The 16,281-nt window shown below is 64.9% G+C and carries 17 protein-coding genes; 9 read left to right on the top strand and 8 right to left on the bottom strand.

Translation table 11 applies throughout. The features are described from left to right. The first annotated feature begins 545 nt into the window (after positions 1 to 545). The 6 genes from topA (at position 546) to rpmG (ending at position 8,193) form a co-directional block, all read left to right on the top strand. Positions 546 to 3,137 (top strand): type I DNA topoisomerase, encoded by a 2,592-nt coding sequence (topA, locus tag AmiPiv_RS19080; protein ID WP_340039080.1) that lies wholly within the window; start codon positions 546 to 548, stop codon positions 3,135 to 3,137. A gap of 6 nt (positions 3,138 to 3,143) precedes the next feature. Continuing rightward, positions 3,144 to 5,459: a ribonuclease R gene (gene rnr / locus AmiPiv_RS19075; RefSeq protein WP_340039079.1), complete on the top strand. Its 2,316-nt coding sequence runs from the start codon at positions 3,144 to 3,146 to the stop codon at positions 5,457 to 5,459. 2 nt (positions 5,460 to 5,461) lie between these two features. Beyond that, complete coding sequence (locus tag AmiPiv_RS19070) at positions 5,462 to 5,899, top strand: DUF983 domain-containing protein (protein ID WP_340039078.1); 438 nt, start codon at positions 5,462 to 5,464, stop codon at positions 5,897 to 5,899. A 74-nt stretch (positions 5,900 to 5,973) separates the two neighbouring features. Next, the gene (locus AmiPiv_RS19065; protein ID WP_340039077.1) at positions 5,974 to 6,714 is read left to right on the top strand and encodes an NUDIX hydrolase; all 741 of its coding nucleotides are present in this window, start codon (positions 5,974 to 5,976) and stop codon (positions 6,712 to 6,714) included. A gap of 50 nt (positions 6,715 to 6,764) precedes the next feature. After that, on the top strand, positions 6,765 to 7,922 hold the full coding sequence (locus tag AmiPiv_RS19060; protein ID WP_340039101.1) for an MFS transporter: 1,158 nt from the start codon (positions 6,765 to 6,767) through the stop codon (positions 7,920 to 7,922). A 103-nt stretch (positions 7,923 to 8,025) separates the two neighbouring features. Next, on the top strand, positions 8,026 to 8,193 hold the full coding sequence (rpmG, locus tag AmiPiv_RS19055) for a 50S ribosomal protein L33 (RefSeq protein WP_019173400.1): 168 nt from the start codon (positions 8,026 to 8,028) through the stop codon (positions 8,191 to 8,193). A gap of 414 nt (positions 8,194 to 8,607) precedes the next feature. Here rpmG and AmiPiv_RS19050 read toward each other — a convergent pair whose 3' ends face one another. Together AmiPiv_RS19050 and AmiPiv_RS19045 are read right to left on the bottom strand one after the other, a co-directional pair. Next, positions 8,608 to 9,981, bottom strand: a complete 1,374-nt coding sequence (locus tag AmiPiv_RS19050) for a PleD family two-component system response regulator (protein ID WP_340039066.1) — start codon at positions 9,979 to 9,981, stop codon at positions 8,608 to 8,610. 30 nt (positions 9,982 to 10,011) lie between these two features. Next, positions 10,012 to 10,383: a response regulator gene (locus AmiPiv_RS19045; protein ID WP_108607955.1), complete on the bottom strand. Its 372-nt coding sequence runs from the start codon at positions 10,381 to 10,383 to the stop codon at positions 10,012 to 10,014. A 211-nt stretch (positions 10,384 to 10,594) separates the two neighbouring features. Between AmiPiv_RS19045 and AmiPiv_RS19040 the strand changes: the two genes are divergently transcribed. Next, on the top strand, positions 10,595 to 10,894 hold the full coding sequence (locus tag AmiPiv_RS19040) for a DUF3572 domain-containing protein (RefSeq protein WP_340039065.1): 300 nt from the start codon (positions 10,595 to 10,597) through the stop codon (positions 10,892 to 10,894). Beyond that, positions 10,891 to 11,544 (top strand): hypothetical protein, encoded by a 654-nt coding sequence (locus AmiPiv_RS19035; protein ID WP_340039064.1) that lies wholly within the window; start codon positions 10,891 to 10,893, stop codon positions 11,542 to 11,544. The genes AmiPiv_RS19040 and AmiPiv_RS19035 overlap by 4 nt, the downstream gene beginning before the upstream one ends. Before the next feature lie 95 nt (positions 11,545 to 11,639). On the opposite strand, the gene folK is transcribed toward AmiPiv_RS19035, so the two are convergent. The 3 genes from folK to folP are packed head-to-tail and all read right to left on the bottom strand — an operon-like array spanning position 11,640 to position 13,368. After that, on the bottom strand, positions 11,640 to 12,170 hold the full coding sequence (gene folK / locus AmiPiv_RS19030; RefSeq protein ID WP_340039063.1) for a 2-amino-4-hydroxy-6-hydroxymethyldihydropteridine diphosphokinase: 531 nt from the start codon (positions 12,168 to 12,170) through the stop codon (positions 11,640 to 11,642). Then, positions 12,154 to 12,513, bottom strand: coding sequence for a dihydroneopterin aldolase (folB, locus tag AmiPiv_RS19025; RefSeq protein WP_340039062.1), 360 nt, complete (start codon positions 12,511 to 12,513; stop codon positions 12,154 to 12,156). Before folB ends, folK begins: the two co-directional genes overlap by 17 nt. A gap of 6 nt (positions 12,514 to 12,519) precedes the next feature. Next, on the bottom strand, positions 12,520 to 13,368 hold the full coding sequence (gene folP / locus AmiPiv_RS19020; RefSeq protein WP_340039099.1) for a dihydropteroate synthase: 849 nt from the start codon (positions 13,366 to 13,368) through the stop codon (positions 12,520 to 12,522). 150 nt (positions 13,369 to 13,518) lie between these two features. On the opposite strand from folP, the gene AmiPiv_RS19015 reads away from it, so the two are divergent. After that, on the top strand, positions 13,519 to 14,133 hold the full coding sequence (locus tag AmiPiv_RS19015; protein ID WP_340039061.1) for a DUF922 domain-containing Zn-dependent protease: 615 nt from the start codon (positions 13,519 to 13,521) through the stop codon (positions 14,131 to 14,133). A 3-nt stretch (positions 14,134 to 14,136) separates the two neighbouring features. On the opposite strand, the gene AmiPiv_RS19010 is transcribed toward AmiPiv_RS19015, so the two are convergent. The 3 genes from AmiPiv_RS19010 to AmiPiv_RS19000 form a co-directional block, all read right to left on the bottom strand. After that, complete coding sequence (locus AmiPiv_RS19010) at positions 14,137 to 15,165, bottom strand: NAD(P)/FAD-dependent oxidoreductase (protein ID WP_340039060.1); 1,029 nt, start codon at positions 15,163 to 15,165, stop codon at positions 14,137 to 14,139. A gap of 84 nt (positions 15,166 to 15,249) precedes the next feature. Then, entirely contained in the window at positions 15,250 to 15,570 is a 321-nt protein-coding gene (locus AmiPiv_RS19005) for a 2Fe-2S iron-sulfur cluster-binding protein (protein WP_340039059.1), read from the bottom strand. Between the two features lie 97 nt (positions 15,571 to 15,667). Continuing rightward, positions 15,668 to 15,934, bottom strand: a complete 267-nt coding sequence (locus AmiPiv_RS19000; RefSeq protein ID WP_340039058.1) for an Hpt domain-containing protein — start codon at positions 15,932 to 15,934, stop codon at positions 15,668 to 15,670. Positions 15,935 to 16,281 lie beyond the last annotated feature (347 nt).

Genomic DNA, 16,281 nt, shown 5'->3' with positions numbered 1-16,281 from the left:
GATAGGTCCTCATCAGGATCACGACGAACGAAACCGACACCCCAAAATGCGCCGCGGCCGCGCGGCGTGAACGGCCGGCCTCGACATAACCGACAACACGTTCCCGCAGATCCATCGAATAGGGCTTGGGCATCGCAAATCACCTCCTACCGGAAGTGAATCACCAAGTTTGCCTCAATGGAATCCCTCTTGATTCAATCTGAGCGTCCGCCGCTCTAGTCCAACGTTTCGGCCCGCCGTCGGACGGGCGCGCTCTGATGCATGGCATCACTGTCCTTCGAAAGTGCCTGACGGGTGTCAGCACCCGCCACGGCATCCGCCGGCGAGAGTTGCTCAACCGGCAATGGCGGAAATATAGCAAAACGACTACAGATTGCAACATTCTCAAAAGAATAACCACAGGTTGCATTACTCGACAGACTGCCCGTTTTTGCCCCCCTCCCCTTGACCGGACGAAAAAGGGCGGCCATTTGACGTGCGAATTGAAATCTGTCCGTCACGCGCCTTGGCCGTTGTCAGGCGCTTCAGTGGAAAATCAGCCGCATATGGACGTCGTCGTCGTCGAGTCACCCAACAAGGTGAAGAGCATCAACAAATACCTGGGCCGGAACTACAAGGTTCTGGCCTCGTTCGGTCACGTCCGCGACCTGCCAGCCAAGGACGGATCGGTGAAGCCGGATGACGACTTCGCCATGTCCTGGTCGGTCGACACGGCGTCGGCCAAGCGGCTTTCCGACATCGCCAAGGCGGTCAAGGACGCCGACGGGCTCATCCTCGCAACCGACCCGGATCGCGAGGGCGAGGCGATTGCCTGGCACGTGCTCGAAGTGCTGAAGCAGAAGCGCGTGCTGAAGGACAAGTCGATCAAGCGGGTTGCCTTCAACTCGATCACCAAGCAGGCGGTGCTCGACGCCATCGCCAATCCGCGCGAGATCGACCCACCGCTGGTGGACGCCTATCTGGCGCGACGCGCGCTCGACTACCTCGTCGGCTTCACGCTGTCTCCGGTCCTCTGGCGCAAGCTGCCCGGCGCACGCTCGGCCGGCCGCGTGCAATCGGTGGCGCTGCGCTTCGTCTGCGACCGCGAAGCGGAGATCGAACGCTTCGTGCGCGAGGAATACTGGCAGATCGCCGCGATCCTGGGCACGCCGCGCAGCGAGAGCTTCGAAGCCAAGCTCGTCGCCTACGACGGCAAGAAGCTGCAGAAGCTGGACATCTCCTCGCAGGGCCAGGCCGACGAGATCAAGGCCATGCTCGAAGGCGCATCGTTCAAGGCGCTTTCGGTCGAGGCGAAGCCGACCAAGCGCAACCCAGCGCCGCCCTTCACCACCTCGACGTTGCAGCAGGCGGCATCCTCGCGCCTCGGATTCTCGGCGACCCGGACCATGCAGGTTGCCCAGCGCCTCTACGAAGGCATGGACCTCGGCGGCGAGACCACCGGCCTGATCACCTATATGCGTACCGACGGCGTGCAGATGGCGCCCGAGGCGATCGATGCCGCCCGCGACGCCATCGGCAAGATGTTCGGCGCGAAGTACGTGCCCGAGAAGCCGCGCTTCTACACCACCAAGGCCAAGAACGCGCAGGAAGCCCACGAAGCGATCCGGCCGACGGACTTCAACCGCAGCCCGGCCGAGATGCGCAAGTATCTCGATGCCGACCAGGCACGGCTCTACGAGCTGATCTGGAAGCGTGCGATCGCCAGCCAGATGCAGCCGGCCGAGATCGAGCGCACCACCGTCGAGATCGAGGCGCGCAACGGCGCCAAGCTCGCGGGCCTGCGCGCCATCGGTTCGGTCACCCGCTTCGACGGCTTCATCGCGGCCTATACCGACCAGCGCGACGAGGATTCGGAGGACGAGGAAAACCGCCGGCTGCCCGAGATCCGCGCCGACGAGACGCTGAAGCGCGAGACCATCAACGCCACCCATCATACGACCGAGCCGCCGCCCCGCTACTCCGAGGCGAGCTTCATCAAGAAGATGGAGGAGCTCGGCATCGGCCGTCCGTCGACCTATGTCGCGACGCTGAAGACGCTCGAAGACCGCGACTACGTGAAGATCGAGAACCGCAAGCTGGTGCCCCAGCCCAAGGGGCGGCTGGTGACGGCCTTCATGGAGAGCTTCTTCGAGCACTATGTCGAGTACGACTTCACCGCCTCGCTGGAGGAGAAGCTCGACGAGGTCTCGGACGGCAAGCTCGCCTGGCGCGACGTGCTGCGCGACTTCTGGAAGGACTTTTCGGGCGCCGTCGACGAGATCAAGGAACTGCGCGTCACCGACGTGCTCGACGCGCTGAACGAGGAACTGGCGCCGCTGGTCTTCCCGGAGCGCGAGGACGGCTCCAATCCGCGCATCTGCCCGAAATGCGGCACCGGCAACCTGTCGCTCAAGCTCGGCAAGTTCGGCGCCTTCGTCGGCTGCTCGAACTACCCCGAATGCGGCTACACCCGCCAGCTCGACGGCCCGAACGGCAATGGCGAGAACGGCGGCCTGGAGGACGGCACCAAGGTTCTCGGCACCGACCCCTACACCAGCGAGGAGATCACGCTGCGCAGCGGCCGGTTCGGCCCCTACATCCAGCGCGGCGACGGCAAGGACGCCAAGCGTTCGAGCCTGCCCAAGGGGTGGACGCCGGCAACCATCGACCACGAGAAGGCGCTGGCACTGCTGGCACTGCCGCGTGACGTAGGCCAGCACCCCGAAACCGGCAAGATGATCTCGGCCGGTCTCGGCCGCTACGGCCCCTTCGTGCTGCACGACGGCACCTATGCCAATCTCGAGAGCATCGAGGACGTGTTCTCGATCGGCCTGAACCGGGCCGTGACCGTGCTTGCCGAGAAGCAGTCCAAGGGCAAGGGCGCGCGCGGCGGCGGCACGCCGGCTGCGCTCAAGGACCTTGGCGCGCACCCCGGCGGCGGCGGCAACGTCACCGTCCGCGACGGACGCTACGGACCCTATGTCAATTTCGGCAAGGTCAATGCTACCTTGCCGAAGGGCAAGGACCCGGCCTCGGTGACGCTGGAGGAAGCCCTCGTCCTGATCGCCGAGAGAGAGGCGAAAGGCGGGGGAGCCAAGAAGCCGGCGCGCGGCGGGGCCAAAAAGCCGGCCAGCAGCAAAGCCAAAAAGAAGGACTGACCCACCTTGGCGCGCAAGATTTCCGGACGAAACGCCGGCTCCAGACGCGCCGCAAGCGACGAGGTCAGGGGCAAGGACGTCTATCGCCCCTCGCGCGACGAGGTTCTCCGCTACATCGCGGAGAATCCGGATAGCAGCGGCAAGCGCGACATCGCCAAGGCTTTCGCGCTCAAGAACGACGACCGCATCTGGCTGAAGAGCCTGCTGCGCGACCTGCAGGACGAAGGGCTGCTCGAGAAGAGCCGCAAGCGCCTGCACCGGGTCGGACAGCTCGCGCATGTCGCGGTGCTCGACATTTTCGGCCGTGACGAGGAAGGCGCGCTTCTGGCCCGCCCGTCGGAGCAGCCGGACGGCCCCGTCGTCCAGATCAGGCTGCCGCGCGGCGGCAACGGGCCCACCCCCGGCGTCGGCGACCGCGTGCTCGCCAAGACCTTTCCTATCGAGGACCACATCGGGACCGAGAGCGAGCCGGCCTATACGGCGCGCGTGATGAAGGTCTTCGAGAAGCGCACCGACACGGTTCTCGGCATCTTCCGCATCCTCGCCGACGGCACCTTCCGCATCGAGCCGGTCGAGCGCCGCCAGCCCGAGCTGGTGGTCGACAAGGAATTCCAGAACGGCGCCAAGCCGGGCGACCTGGTCGAGGTCGAGCCGGCCCGCGCGAGCCGCTACGGCCTGCCGCGCGCCAAGGTGCTGTCGGTGCTGGGCTCGCTGACCAACGAGAAGGCGGTCTCGATGATCGCCATCCACGCCCACGAAATTCCGCACATCTTCCCGCAGGAGGTCATCGCCGAAGCCGAGGCCATCCGGCCGGCCACGCTCGACGGCCGCGAGGACTGGCGCGAACTGCCGCTCGTCACCATCGACCCGGCCGACGCCAAGGACCATGACGACGCCGTCTATGCCGAGCCGGACACTGACGAGAAGAATGTCGGCGGCGTGGTCGTCACCGTCGCCATCGCCGATGTTGCAGCCTATGTGCGGCCGGGCACCGCACTCGACCGCGAGGCCTTGAAGCGCGGCAACTCGGTCTATTTCCCGGACCGGGTCGTGCCGATGCTGCCGGAACGGATCTCGAACGACCTGTGCTCGCTGCGCGAAGGCGTCGACCGCCCGGCACTCGCCGTCCGCATGACATTCTCGGCCGAGGGCCGCAAGATCAGGCATTCCTTCCACCGCATCATGATGCGGTCGGCAGCCCGCCTCGCCTATCCGCAGGCCCAAGCCGCCGTCGACGGCACTCCGGACGACAAGACGACGCCGATCCTGGAAACCGTCCTCAAGCCGCTCTGGGCGGCATATGACGTGCTCAAGCGCGGCCGCGACGCACGCCAGCCGCTGGAGCTCGACCTGCCCGAGCGCAAGATACTGCTGAAGCCCGACGGCACGGTGGACAGCGTCGTCGTGCCCGACCGCCTCGACGCCCACAAGCTGATCGAGGAATTCATGATCCAGGCCAACGTCTCGGCCGCCGAGACGCTGGAAAACAAGAAGCAGAAGCTCGTCTACCGCATCCACGACGGCCCCTCGCTCGCCAAGCAGGAATCGCTGCGCGAATTCCTGCAGACGATCGGGCTGTCGCTGGCGCGCGGCGCCCAGATGCGGCCGAGCCAGTTCAACGGCATCCTCGAGCGCGTCCGCGGCGAAGACAACGAGCAGCTGGTCAACGAGGTGGTGCTGCGCTCGCAGAGCCAGGCCGAGTACAACCCCGACAATATCGGCCATTTCGGCCTCAACCTGCGCCGCTACGCGCATTTCACCTCGCCGATTCGCCGCTATGCCGACCTCATCGTCCACCGCGCCCTGATCGGCTCGCTCGGCCTCGGCGCCGGCGGGCTGACGCCCTCCGAAGAAGCGCGTCTGGAAGAAATCGCCGGGCTGATTTCGCAAACCGAACGCCGCGCCATGGCGGCCGAGCGCGACACCGTCGACCGGCTGATCGCCGGCTTCCTGGCCGAGCGTGTCGACGAGACCTTCGACGCCCGCATCTCCGGCGTCGTCAAGGCGGGACTATTTGTCCAATTGCCGCAATATGGCGCGGATGGTTTCATCCCCGTGTCATCCTTGGGTGACGATTATTATCACTTCGATGAAGCTGCCCGCTCGCTGTTCGGGGAGCGCACCGGCAAGGGATATCAGCTGGCCGACCGCGTTCAGGTCAGGCTGGTCGAAATCGCCCCGCTCGCCGGCGCCATGCGCTTCGAGATGCTAACCGAACCGAAGCCCCTGCCCGGCTCGAAACGGTCGTTCCACAAGGCGAAGGGGCAACGAACGCGTGCCCGCGCCTCTCAGCCGAGGCGAGGACCGCGCGGCAGGAGATGACTATGGAAGAACAGGTATTCGGCGGCGGTCACCAGCAGGTCGACCGGCAGGCGCGCCCGCTCTGGCCTGCGATCAAGCGGGGCCTGTTGGGCAAGTGCCCCAACTGCGGCGAGGGCAAGCTGTTTGCATCCTTCATCAAGACAGTCGACCGTTGCGATGTCTGCGGCGAAGATATCTTCCACCACCGCGCCGACGACCTACCCGCCTATCTCGTCGTGGTGATCGTCGGCCACATCGTCGTCGGGGCGTTCATGGCGGTGGAGGCGACGACCTCGCTCTCCACCTGGCAGCACCTGGCAATCTGGGTGCCGCTGACCATCATTTCGGCCCTCGCCCTGCTGCGCCCCGTCAAGGGAGGGGTCGTCGGCATGCAGTGGGCGCTCTACATGCACGGTTTCGGCGGCGAGGACGACGAGATCGAGGGTCATCCCGAGGCCTGAGCCTCCCGCTGGCGCAATGCCCGCATGCGGCCAAGCGCTTCCCTCCACCCCGACATTCCGTTAGGACAGCCGCGATGGATGGCATCAGCAAAGCAGAACTCGACCGGCTAGAGGCGCGCGAGATGGCGACCGGCCCCGCTCCGCTCAGGCCGCGCGACGCGGCGACCCTCATCCTCCTCGACCGCAAGGGCAGCGATGTGCTGGTGCTGATGGGGCGCCGTCACATGAAGCACGCCTTCATGCCCGGAAAATTCGTCTTCCCAGGCGGTCGAACCGACCCGGCCGACAGCCGCATCCGCGTCGCCGACGAACTGCATCCCGCCGAGTTGGAAAAACTGCGCGCCGGCATCGGGCTTGTCAGCGTGGCCCGCGCCCGCGCTATCGCCCTGTCGGCCATCCGCGAGACCTATGAGGAAGCCGGCCTGCTGATCGGACGGCGCAACACCTTCGCTACCACCAAGCCCGACTGGCAAGGGTTCGCCGAACAGGGGGTGGAGCCCGCCCTCGCTCCCTTGCGCTTCATCGCCCGCGCGATCACGCCTCCGGGACGTGTCAGGCGCTTCGACACGCGCTTCCTTTCGGCCTGGCGTAGCGACGTGGCGGTCGAACTGCCGGAAGGCGGGCCGACCAACGAACTCGAGGAACTGGTATGGCTGCCGCTCGAGCAGGCGATGCAGGCCGACATACCCGAGATCACGCGGTCGGTGCTCGGCGATCTCAGACAGCGGCTGGAGAGCGATCCGGACCTGAGCCCCGGCGGCCAGGTGCCCTTCTACCGCATGCTCAACAAGCGCTTCCGTCGCGTCATTCTTTAGGCCGCCCAGACATGAACGAGACCATCCGGGAGACCGAGAGCGACGAGCGTGTGCATTGGCGATCGATTTCGGCCGCCATCGGCTCCATCAGCGTCGTCGGCATAGCCATCGGGCTCGGCATTCCTTTGCTCAGCGTGATTCTCGAATCACGCGGCTATTCGTCGTCGATGATCGGGCTCAACACCGCCGTCGCCGGCATCGCCTCGATCGCCGCGGCACCTGTCGCCACGCCGATCGCCATGCGCTTCGGTGTGGTCTGGACCATGCTCGCAATGATCTTTGCGGGCGCCCTCGCCTTCGTCGGCTTCTACTTCGTCGACGCATTCTGGATGTGGTTTCCGCTCAGGGCCATCCTTCACTTCGCGCTCACCGTGCTGTTCATCCTGTCGGAGTTCTGGATCAGTGCCTGCGCGCCGCCCCACCGCCGCGGCCTCGTGCTCGGCATCTACGCCACCGTTCTGTCGCTCGGCTTCGCCGCCGGCCCTTGGATCTTTTCCCAGATCGGCAGCGACGGCTTCCTGCCCTTTGGATTGGCTTTCGGACTGGTGACGCTGGCTTCGATCCCGGTGCTGCTCGCGCGTGCCGAAAGCCCCCGGATCGTGGCCGAAGGCGGCAGCGGCGGCTTCTTCCGCTACATCTGGATCGTGCCCACCGCGACGGCGGCCGTGCTCGTGTTCGGCGCGGTGGAAACCGGCGGCTTCGCGCTGTTTCCGGTCTACGGCCAGCGCATCGGCTACAGCGAGGGCGACGCGGCGATGCTGCTCACCATGATCGGCCTCGGCAACGTTATCCTGCAGATTCCGATCGGCATGATCAGCGACCGCGTGCACGATCGCCGTACGCTGCTGCTCATCTGCGCCGCGACCGGCCTGGCCGGAACCCTCGCGATGCCCTGGATCGCCGGCAACTGGCACCTCATGGCCGGCATGCTGTTCGTGTGGGGCGGCGTGGTCGCCGCCCTCTACACGGTAGGCCTGGCCCATCTGGGCGCGCAGCTGTCCGGCCGCGACCTCGCCTCCGCCAATGCCGCCTTCATCTTCTGCTACGGCCTGGGCATGATCCTCGGCCCCCAGGCGATCGGCATCTTCATGGATGCATTCGGCCCCAACGGATTCGGCTGGGCCCTGGCCGTGTTCTTCGCTGGCTACATGGCTCTCGGATTGGGCCGGATCGCCGTGAAATCGAGGCTTTCGCGCTCTGAGGCTTGACTTTCCAGGCGCGATCTTTATGTGTCGCGCTAAGTTTTCCGCGTCCGGGGTCGTTTCCCGTCATGAGGCGGTTGCAACACCAGACATCTAACGGACGAGAATCATGGCCAAGGCTGCAAACATCAAGATCAAGCTTCTGTCGACCGCCGACACCGGTTTCTTCTACGTGACGAGCAAGAACAGCCGCACGAAGACGGAGAAGCTGTCGTTCCGCAAGTACGACCCGGTCGCCAAGAAGCACGTCGAGTTCAAGGAAACGAAGATCAAGTAATTCGGGTCCAGATCCGATTGCCAAACGCCGCCCTCCGGGCGGCGTTTTCGTTTGGCACTGCAGCCAGGCGATCTCGCGCGGCCAGACGGCCGCGGCCCCTCGCCTTCGACGATCGCGAAAGTTGGATGATAAAGGGGGCCGGTCGGCTATCTGGCAGCGGTACGAGGAGGCCACTATGTGCCAGTGCCGGCCGGCCGACCCCACGGACCCAGGAGATGCGGCGGACCTGAGCATCATGGGGTATCGAGCGAACTTGCCGGCCTAGCTCCTCGTGCCGACGTCCGTTCGTGTTCTCGTTTCCACAGTCGCGCAAGATTACTTGGAAATCAACACTTTCTTAACCACGGCTGCGAATCACGCGGAACAAGGTAAACAATTGAGCTTAGCTCTATTGGCCATTCGGAGGTTGCAGCCCTACGCAGCGCTTGCAACCACTCGATTTCGGCCAGCGGTCTTGGCGTCATAGAGTGCAAGGTCGGCTCGCTTCATCAGGCCGGCGACGCTGTCGCCCTCCTGCCGTAGCGACGACACACCTACACTGACGGTGACCGGTATCGGTTTGGCTGCGCCGCTGACTGCAAACGGCGTCTGGGCAACCTCCTTGCGGATCCGCTCGGCCACGACCTCGGCGAGAGCTCCGTCCGTGTCGGGCATCACGATCACGAACTCCTCGCCGCCAAATCGGCATGCAAGGTCAATGCCCCGGACGCTTTTCCTCATCCGGCGTGCAAATTCGCGAAGCACCTCGTCGCCGCCGTCGTGGCCATAGGTGTCGTTGACCTGCTTGAAGCGGTCGAGATCGGTGATCATCACCGAGAGCGGCCGACGCCTGGCGATGGCGCGCTCGAACAGCTTCGGCAAGTGGCCGTCGAGATAGCGGCGATTGTGCAGGCCGGTCAGCCCGTCGGTGACGGCCATCTCGATGGTCTGGCTGACGCTCTGACGCAGTTCGTCATTGTAGCGCTTGCGCCGCACCTGCGTGCGCAGGCGCGCAATCAGTTCCTGCGGATCGAGGGGGCGAACGACATAGTCGTTGATGCCCAGCTCCAGTCCCCTCAGGATGCGCTCGTCCTCCTTGGTGCCCGCCAAGAGCACGATCGGCAGCGAGCGCGTACGCTCGAGCGAGCGCAGTTGCGAGCACAGCCTCAGCGGGTCGAACGCGGCGAATCCGGTGGAGACCAGCACGCACTCATAGCTGCCCTCTGCGGCCTGAAACAGGCCGGACTGCGGGTCCAGGGCAAGGTCCACTTCGGCAGCCCCATCGAGCAAGGCGCAGATGTGGGCGGCGGACGAGGTCTGCTCATCGATCAAGAGCACCCGCGGCAACGAATTCTGCAGAAGGCCGGAATGCGACAGCAGACCTTCGACGCCGATCCTGTGGGTGGACGACGCGCGCAGGCGCAACTCGTCGGTCAGCACCTTGAGGCGCACCAGGCTCCTGACCCGCGTCACCAGTTGCAGGTCATTGACCGGCTTGGTGAGGAAATCGTCCGCGCCTGCGTCCAGCCCGCGCACCCGGTCCGCTGCCTGGTCGAGCGCCGTCACCATGACGACGGGGATGTGGGCGGTGGCCGGCTCGGCCTTCAGCCGGCGGCAAACCTCGAACCCGTCCATGCCTGGCATCATGACATCGAGAAGCACGACATCGACGTTGCCGTTTTCGCAGGCGGAAATGGCGTCAGATCCGTTCGACACCGTCGAGACCTCGAAATACTCGGCAAGCAGCCGTGCCTGAAGCAGCTTTGCGTTTGCCGGGATATCGTCGACAACGAGGATGCGAGCGGTCATGCCGGTACCCTGTGACAACCGGCGAGCATGTCAGGCGTCGCCGAGATAGGATTTTATAGTCTCGATGAAACGAGGCACCGAGATCGGCTTGGAGATGTAGGCCTCGCACCCGCCCTGGCGGATGCGCTCCTCGTCGCCCTTCATGGCAAAGGCGGTGACGGCGATCACCGGGATCGTGTGGAGGTCGTCGTCCTCCTTCAGCCACTTGGTGACCTCCAGCCCCGACACTTCGGGCAACTGGATATCCATCAGGATGAGGTCGGGCCGATGCTTGCGGGCGAGGTCGAGCGCCTCCAGTCCGTTGCGCGTGCGCACGGTCTCGTAGCCGCTTGCTTCGATGAGGTCGCGGAAGAGCTTCATGTTGAGCTCGTTGTCCTCGACGATCATCACCTTCTTAGCCATCGAATTTCCGTCCGGATTGCGCGCCGCGATTCGGCAGCAATCATCCTGCGCGGCGACCGCGCACACCAAGCCCGAATCCGACATTAACTCAAGAACATTACGAAACGTAAAACGCCGCTGCCAACCCACGGCTGGTTGAACCACGCTTTGCGGGTTGCCGTGCGACCGGCTTGCCGCTACTCCGTGAGGCGTAGCAACGATCGGAGCGCACATGCTCAAGGATGACAAGCAGCGCGAAAACGCCGAAGCCCTGGCGATCCGGGCGCTCGGCTTCGTCGCATCCGATGCCGAGCTGCTGCCGCGTTTTCTGGCAATCACCGGCATAGAGCCGCACCAGATCCGCCGCGTTGCGACCGAGCCGGGCTTCATGGCGGGCGTGCTGAACTTCGTCCTTGCGCATGAACCGACGCTGCTGCGCTTTGCGGAAGAGGCGGGCATCGCACCCGGCGACGTCGCCAAGGCCCTGCGCGCCCTGCCGCTTGGAAACGACGACTACGACCGATCGACATGAGCGACGATCCCGAGACCGCACGCCAGATCGCCGAACTCGCTCGAGACAGCCGCCCGCTGCTGGTGCTGGACGTGGACGAGGTGCTGCTCGAATTCACCGCACCCTTCATGCGCTTCCTCGAGGCACAGGGGTGCGAATTGTTGCTGAGGTCGTTCAGGCTGACCGGCAACATCGTCGACCGCCGGAGCGGCGGCGAACTGGACCAGGAGGCGGTCAGGTCGTTGATCGACGGCTTCTTCCACGCCCAGCGGGATTGGCAGACAGCGACGCGCGGCGCCCGCGAGGCGGTGGCGACGCTTTCGGCGGGGGCGGAGATCGTGATGCTCACGGCCATGCCGCACCGGCATCGCGACGTCCGGCGGCTCCACCTCGACGCGCTCGGATTCCCCTACCCGCTGCTGACCACCGAGACCGCCAAAGGTCCCGCGCTCAAGCTGCTGCGGGGCGATAGCAACCGTCCCGTTGCCTTTGTCGACGACATTCCCCACAACCTGGTGTCGGTGCGCGAGGCGGTCGCCGACGCGCATCTGTTCAACCTGATGGCCTTTCGGGACATGCGCCGGCTGCTGCCGCCGCTCCCCGAGGGCATCGTCGTGACCGACGACTGGGACGAGGCGGCCGTGAAGATAGCAACGGTGCTCGGCCTCTAGGGCGACCCGGCAAGCGTCGCGCTCCGATCACTCAACGCGAAGAAAATACAACCATTTGGAGCGGCAAATTGATGTCGTCTCCAAAGCGGCGAGCCTCACGGCTCGCGGCTCAAGGCCTGCCACCAGTCGCGTCCGCTGTCGAGCTTTTCGATGCCGGAACTGTCGAGCCCGAGCGCCCATTGGGCGGCAGTCTTGCCAGCCAGCGCCAGATCCGGCGCGATCTCGGCCAGCGGCACCATCACGAAGGCCCTGTCGAGCATCCGCGGGTGCGGAATCTCCAACCCGACGTCGCTGACATTCGTGTCGCCGTGCAGGAGCACGTCGATATCGATCAGGCGTGGGCCCCAGCGCTCGACACGGACCCGCTTGAGGCGGCGCTCGACGTCGAGGCAGAGCTCGAGCAGTTCGAGCGGCGCGAGCGAGGTCGCCACTTCCGCCGTCACGTTCAGGAAGTCGGGCTGGTCGACCTTGCCCCAGGGCGGCGTCCGGTGGAGCGACGAGACGGAGACCACCCGCGTGCTGCCGCTGGCGTCGAGCATGTGCAGTGCCGTGGCCATCGTCTTCGCCGGGTCGCCGAGATTGCCTCCCAGGCTGAGAAAGGCGCGCTCCTCAACGTGGCCAGACAACGGTCACCTCTACATGGTCCAGCACGCCGCGCACCGGCGCATTGGGCTTGCGAACGGTAATTTCCGCCCGCTTGATCTGCGCGAACCTGTCGCAGAGCGCCTTGCCGACCTCCTGCGCCAGCGCCTCGATGAGGAAGCGCCGCTGACCCGTGACGATCTTCTCGATCACCTCGAAGGCGATGCCGTAGTCGACGGTGCTCTGCATGGAATCCTCATCGAGAGGACGGTCCGGATCGACGGTCAGTTCGGCGTCGACATAAAAGCGCTGGCCGAGCGTCTCCTCCTCGTCCAGCACGCCGTGCCGGGCAAAGAAGGCGCAGTTCTTCATACGGATCAGATACATCGGCGGTCAGCTTCCCCGAGGGTTGTTCGCGCGCGCCAGCATAGCATCGGCAAAGGCGAGCGCGTCGACGTTGATTGCGACATTGTGGACGCGAAATATATGCGCCCCTTTCATGCGGAGTATGACACTGGTGGCCGCGGTTCCGGCATCCCGGTCGGCGGGCTCGCGCCCGGTGACGTGGCCAACGAAACGCTTACGCGAGGTGCCTGCGAGCAGCGGGTAGCCCAGTCGCGAAAGCTCCTCGAAACGCGCCATCAGGTCGAGGTTCTCGTCGGCCTCCTTGGCGAAGCCGAAGCCCGGATCGAGCACGATCTGCGCATCGCCTACGCCCGCCTGACTGGCGATTTCCAGTGAGCGCCGCAGAAACAGGAACTGGTCGTCGATCACGTCCGCCAGCTTCTCGCGTTCGCGGCCGGTATGCATGATGACCAGCCCCGCCCCGGTTTCCGCCGCGACCCGGGCTATCCCCGGCTCGCGCTGCAGGCCCCACACGTCGTTGACGATGTGCGCACCAGCCTGGACCGCGAGCCGCGCGGTCTCTTCGCGATAGGTGTCGATCGAGATCAGGATGTCGCCCGCCGTGGCCAGTGCCGCGATTACCGGCAGGACCCTGTCCTGCTCCTCGGCCGCGGATACGGAAGCTGCGCCGGGCCGCGTCGACTCGCCGCCGACATCGATGATCGACGCCCCTTCGTCGCCCATGCGGCGCGCCTGGTCGAGGGCGCGGTCGAGGCCTTCGAAGCGGCCGCCGTCGGAAAAGCTGTCCGGCGTGACATTGAGGATGCCCATGACGAGCGCCTTGTCGCCCAACTCGACGTGGCGCCCATGCGCCAGTTGCCATCGTATGCCGGTCATGTCGTCGCCACAAAAGAAATCCAAAGCATCGACCGCGTCACGAAATATCAACGCTTCGCACGTCAATTCGCTGACGGTCACTTTTTGCGGCGCCTTGAATTCCGTTGCGCCGCCACCGCCCCTAACGCAAGGTAGGCCAAGAGGCAACTAATGAAGCATCTCCTCCTCGCCGCGATCCTTGCCGCCGGCACCGGCCTTCCGGCCCAGGCTGCCAACGTGTCGAAATCCTACAGCTACTTTACCATCACCGGCAGAACGCTCGACGAGATCGAAAGCCAGCTCATGACCCGCGGGCCCGAGGTGAAAAGCACCGGAGGACGGCACCCCGGGGCGACGCAGATGGAGTTCACCACCCGCATCGGCTACTCCGAGGTCAAGGGTGGCTGCGCCATCGTGTCGGCCCACGTCACCGTCAAGGCCAAGGTCATCCTGCCGCGATGGCGGCAGAGCGGAAAGACGGCCCAGGAGGTCAGGCTTATCTGGGACACGCTGTCGGCCGACATCAAGCGCCACGAGGAAAGCCACGTGGTGATCGCCAAGAACCACGCGCGCGAGCTCGAACAGACGCTGCGGACGATCGGCAAGCAGAAGAATTGCCAGGTCGCGGCAGCCAAGGCCAAGGCGACGAGCGAACGCATCCTCGGCCGGCACGACCGCGCCCAGGCGGAATTCGACCGCATCGAAGGCATCAACTTCGAAAGCCGGATCATGCGGCTGCTGCGCTACAGGCTGGAGCGGATCGACGCGGGCAAGCTAAAGGGCTGAAGCTCAGTCCGGAACGCCGAGCTTCTTGTGCAGGCTCGTCGACGAGGTCGTGTACTGGAAGACGATGCGTTCCTTTGGGCTGACGATGTGCTTGGCCGCCTGGGCCATGAGCGCCGCCTCGTGAAAGCCCGACAGGATCAACTTCAACTTTCCCGGATACCAGTTGACATCTCCGATCGCGAAGATCCCGGGAACCGAGGTCTCGAACTTCTCGGTATCGACCGGAACCTGGTTTTCGTGAAGGTTGAGCCCCCAGTCGGCGACGGGGCCGAGCTTCATCGTCAGCCCGAAGAACGGCAGCAGCCGAGTGCATGCGACCTCGACCTCGCCGTCCGGTCCCTTGACCTGAATGGAGCGCAAATCACCGCCGTCGCCGTTCAGTCCTGAAACCTGGCCGATGACAAGGTCGATCGCGCCCGAGTCGGCAAGCGCATGCATCTTGTTGACGCTGTCGGGCGCGGCGCGGAATTCCGGCCGGCGGTGTATCAGCGTGACCCGCCTGGCGATGGGCTGGAGGTTGAGGGTCCAATCGAGCGCCGAGTCGCCGCCGCCCACCACCACCACGTCGTGGCCGCGCAACTCCTCCATGCGCCGCACCGAATACTGGACGCTTGCGCCTTCGAAGGCCTCGATGCCGGGGATCGGCGGCCGTTTCGGCTGGAACGAGCCGCCGCCCGCGGCGACCACCACCACCTTCGCCTCGAAGACCTCGCCCTCGTCGGTTGTCAGGCGGAAACCGCCGTCCTGCAGCCGCTCCAGGGCGCTGACCATGCGGTTGAAGGTGAAGTCCGGCTTGAACGGCGCGATCTGCAGCAGCAACTTGTCGACCAATTCCTGGGCATTGATCGCGGGGTAGCCGGGAATGTCGTAGATCGGCTTTTCCGGATAGAGCTCGGCGCACTGGCCGCCGGGCCGGTCGAGAATGTCGATCAGATGGCAGCGCATGTCGAACAGGCCGAGTTCGAACACGGCAAAGAGACCGACAGGTCCCGCACCGATGATGAGAACGTCGGTCCTGGTGATTTCGCTCACGGCCACCCTCGCCTCTCGCGCACGGAACGGGAACTGTGCATGACGTTACCGTTCATGCCAACCGAAGCCGATGTCGCCTCGCCTTCAGCCCTGGCGCTCGGGCACCGTGACGACCAGCCCGTCGAGTTCGTCCCGGACCTTGATCTGGCATGACAGACGCGAATTCGGCCGCACCTCGTAGGCGAAGTCGAGCATGTCCTCTTCCATGGCCTCTGGCTCGCCGACGACCGGCATCCACGCCTCGTCGACATAGACGTGGCAGGTCGCGCAGGCGCAGGCGCCGCCGCATTCGGCCTCGATGCCGGGCACGGCATTGCGGATCGCGTTTTCCATTACGGTCGAGCCGTTCTCCGCCTCGACGTCGAAACGCGTCCCGTCATGGGCAATGTAGCTAAGCTTGGTCATGCTCGTTCCTGAGAGAAGTCACCCGGCAGATAATCACTCCACCGAGCAAGTCAACAGCCGCGCGATTTCGCCGCGTCCTGTCGATTTGCGGACACCGCTAGCGATTGATGGCGGCGATGTAATCGCGGGCTTCGTCGATCAGTCGCGAAAGGCGCCGCACCGATGCCGGATCGTCCGGCCGGGTTTCGATCTCGGCGACGCAATCGGCGATGGCGAATGCGCCCACGCCGCGTGCCGACCCCTTCAGGGCATGAGCCAGCCTGAGCTTCTCGGCAAGGTCCGCCGAGGCCAGACCGTCGCGCACCGAAAGCGCGTGGTGAACGAACAGATCGAGCACTTCGCGCTCTATGTCGCGGTCGCCCATCGACTGCCGTCCGAGGTGATCGAGGTCGATCGGACGCCCGCCTGCACTGCCCGAAGATTCGCCGCCCGGTTTCCCGAAGGCCACAGAATCCGTTTCGCGCGCTGCCATTGAACCCCTGTCCGTCCACTCGCCCATGGGTTGGTAGACTAGGGGCCGCATGTGGATAACCCGTTAACCCCGCAAAGCCAGGAATCCCACGGAAACGGGGCTCATAATCACTCCAGTGTTAACCTTATATTTAAACTTTTACGTATCCGGGCGAATGCAGGTTTTCTTTACCGGTTTGTGTCACTACGATACGGGCGGTCCATAATGAGCCTCGTACGCGGACAAAAATAGGACAAAAA

It is taken from the genome of Aminobacter sp. Piv2-1, assembly GCF_037625995.1.
Classification (GTDB): domain Bacteria; phylum Pseudomonadota; class Alphaproteobacteria; order Rhizobiales; family Rhizobiaceae; genus Aminobacter.
This window is presented reverse-complemented; position numbering and strand designations above follow the sequence as displayed.

Excerpts from the sequence above, each read along its gene's own strand:
- folP (WP_340039099.1), bottom strand. The coding sequence starts at position 13,368 with ATGACCGGCATACGATGGCAACTGGCGCATGGGCGCCACGTCGAGTTG.
- AmiPiv_RS19015 (WP_340039061.1), top strand. The coding sequence starts at position 13,519 with ATGAAGCATCTCCTCCTCGCCGCGATCCTTGCCGCCGGCACCGGCCTT.
- AmiPiv_RS19070 (WP_340039078.1), top strand. The coding sequence starts at position 5,462 with ATGGAAGAACAGGTATTCGGCGGCGGTCACCAGCAGGTCGACCGGCAG.
- rpmG (WP_019173400.1), top strand. The coding sequence starts at position 8,026 with ATGGCCAAGGCTGCAAACATCAAGATCAAGCTTCTGTCGACCGCCGAC.
- topA (WP_340039080.1), top strand. The coding sequence starts at position 546 with ATGGACGTCGTCGTCGTCGAGTCACCCAACAAGGTGAAGAGCATCAAC.
- folB (WP_340039062.1), bottom strand. The coding sequence starts at position 12,513 with ATGTATCTGATCCGTATGAAGAACTGCGCCTTCTTTGCCCGGCACGGC.
- AmiPiv_RS19040 (WP_340039065.1), top strand. The coding sequence starts at position 10,595 with ATGCTCAAGGATGACAAGCAGCGCGAAAACGCCGAAGCCCTGGCGATC.
- AmiPiv_RS19065 (WP_340039077.1), top strand. The coding sequence starts at position 5,974 with ATGGATGGCATCAGCAAAGCAGAACTCGACCGGCTAGAGGCGCGCGAG.
- AmiPiv_RS19000 (WP_340039058.1), bottom strand. The coding sequence starts at position 15,934 with ATGGGCGACCGCGACATAGAGCGCGAAGTGCTCGATCTGTTCGTTCAC.
- AmiPiv_RS19050 (WP_340039066.1), bottom strand. The coding sequence starts at position 9,981 with ATGACCGCTCGCATCCTCGTTGTCGACGATATCCCGGCAAACGCAAAG.
- AmiPiv_RS19005 (WP_340039059.1), bottom strand. The coding sequence starts at position 15,570 with ATGACCAAGCTTAGCTACATTGCCCATGACGGGACGCGTTTCGACGTC.
- AmiPiv_RS19035 (WP_340039064.1), top strand. The coding sequence starts at position 10,891 with ATGAGCGACGATCCCGAGACCGCACGCCAGATCGCCGAACTCGCTCGA.
- AmiPiv_RS19045 (WP_108607955.1), bottom strand. The coding sequence starts at position 10,383 with ATGGCTAAGAAGGTGATGATCGTCGAGGACAACGAGCTCAACATGAAG.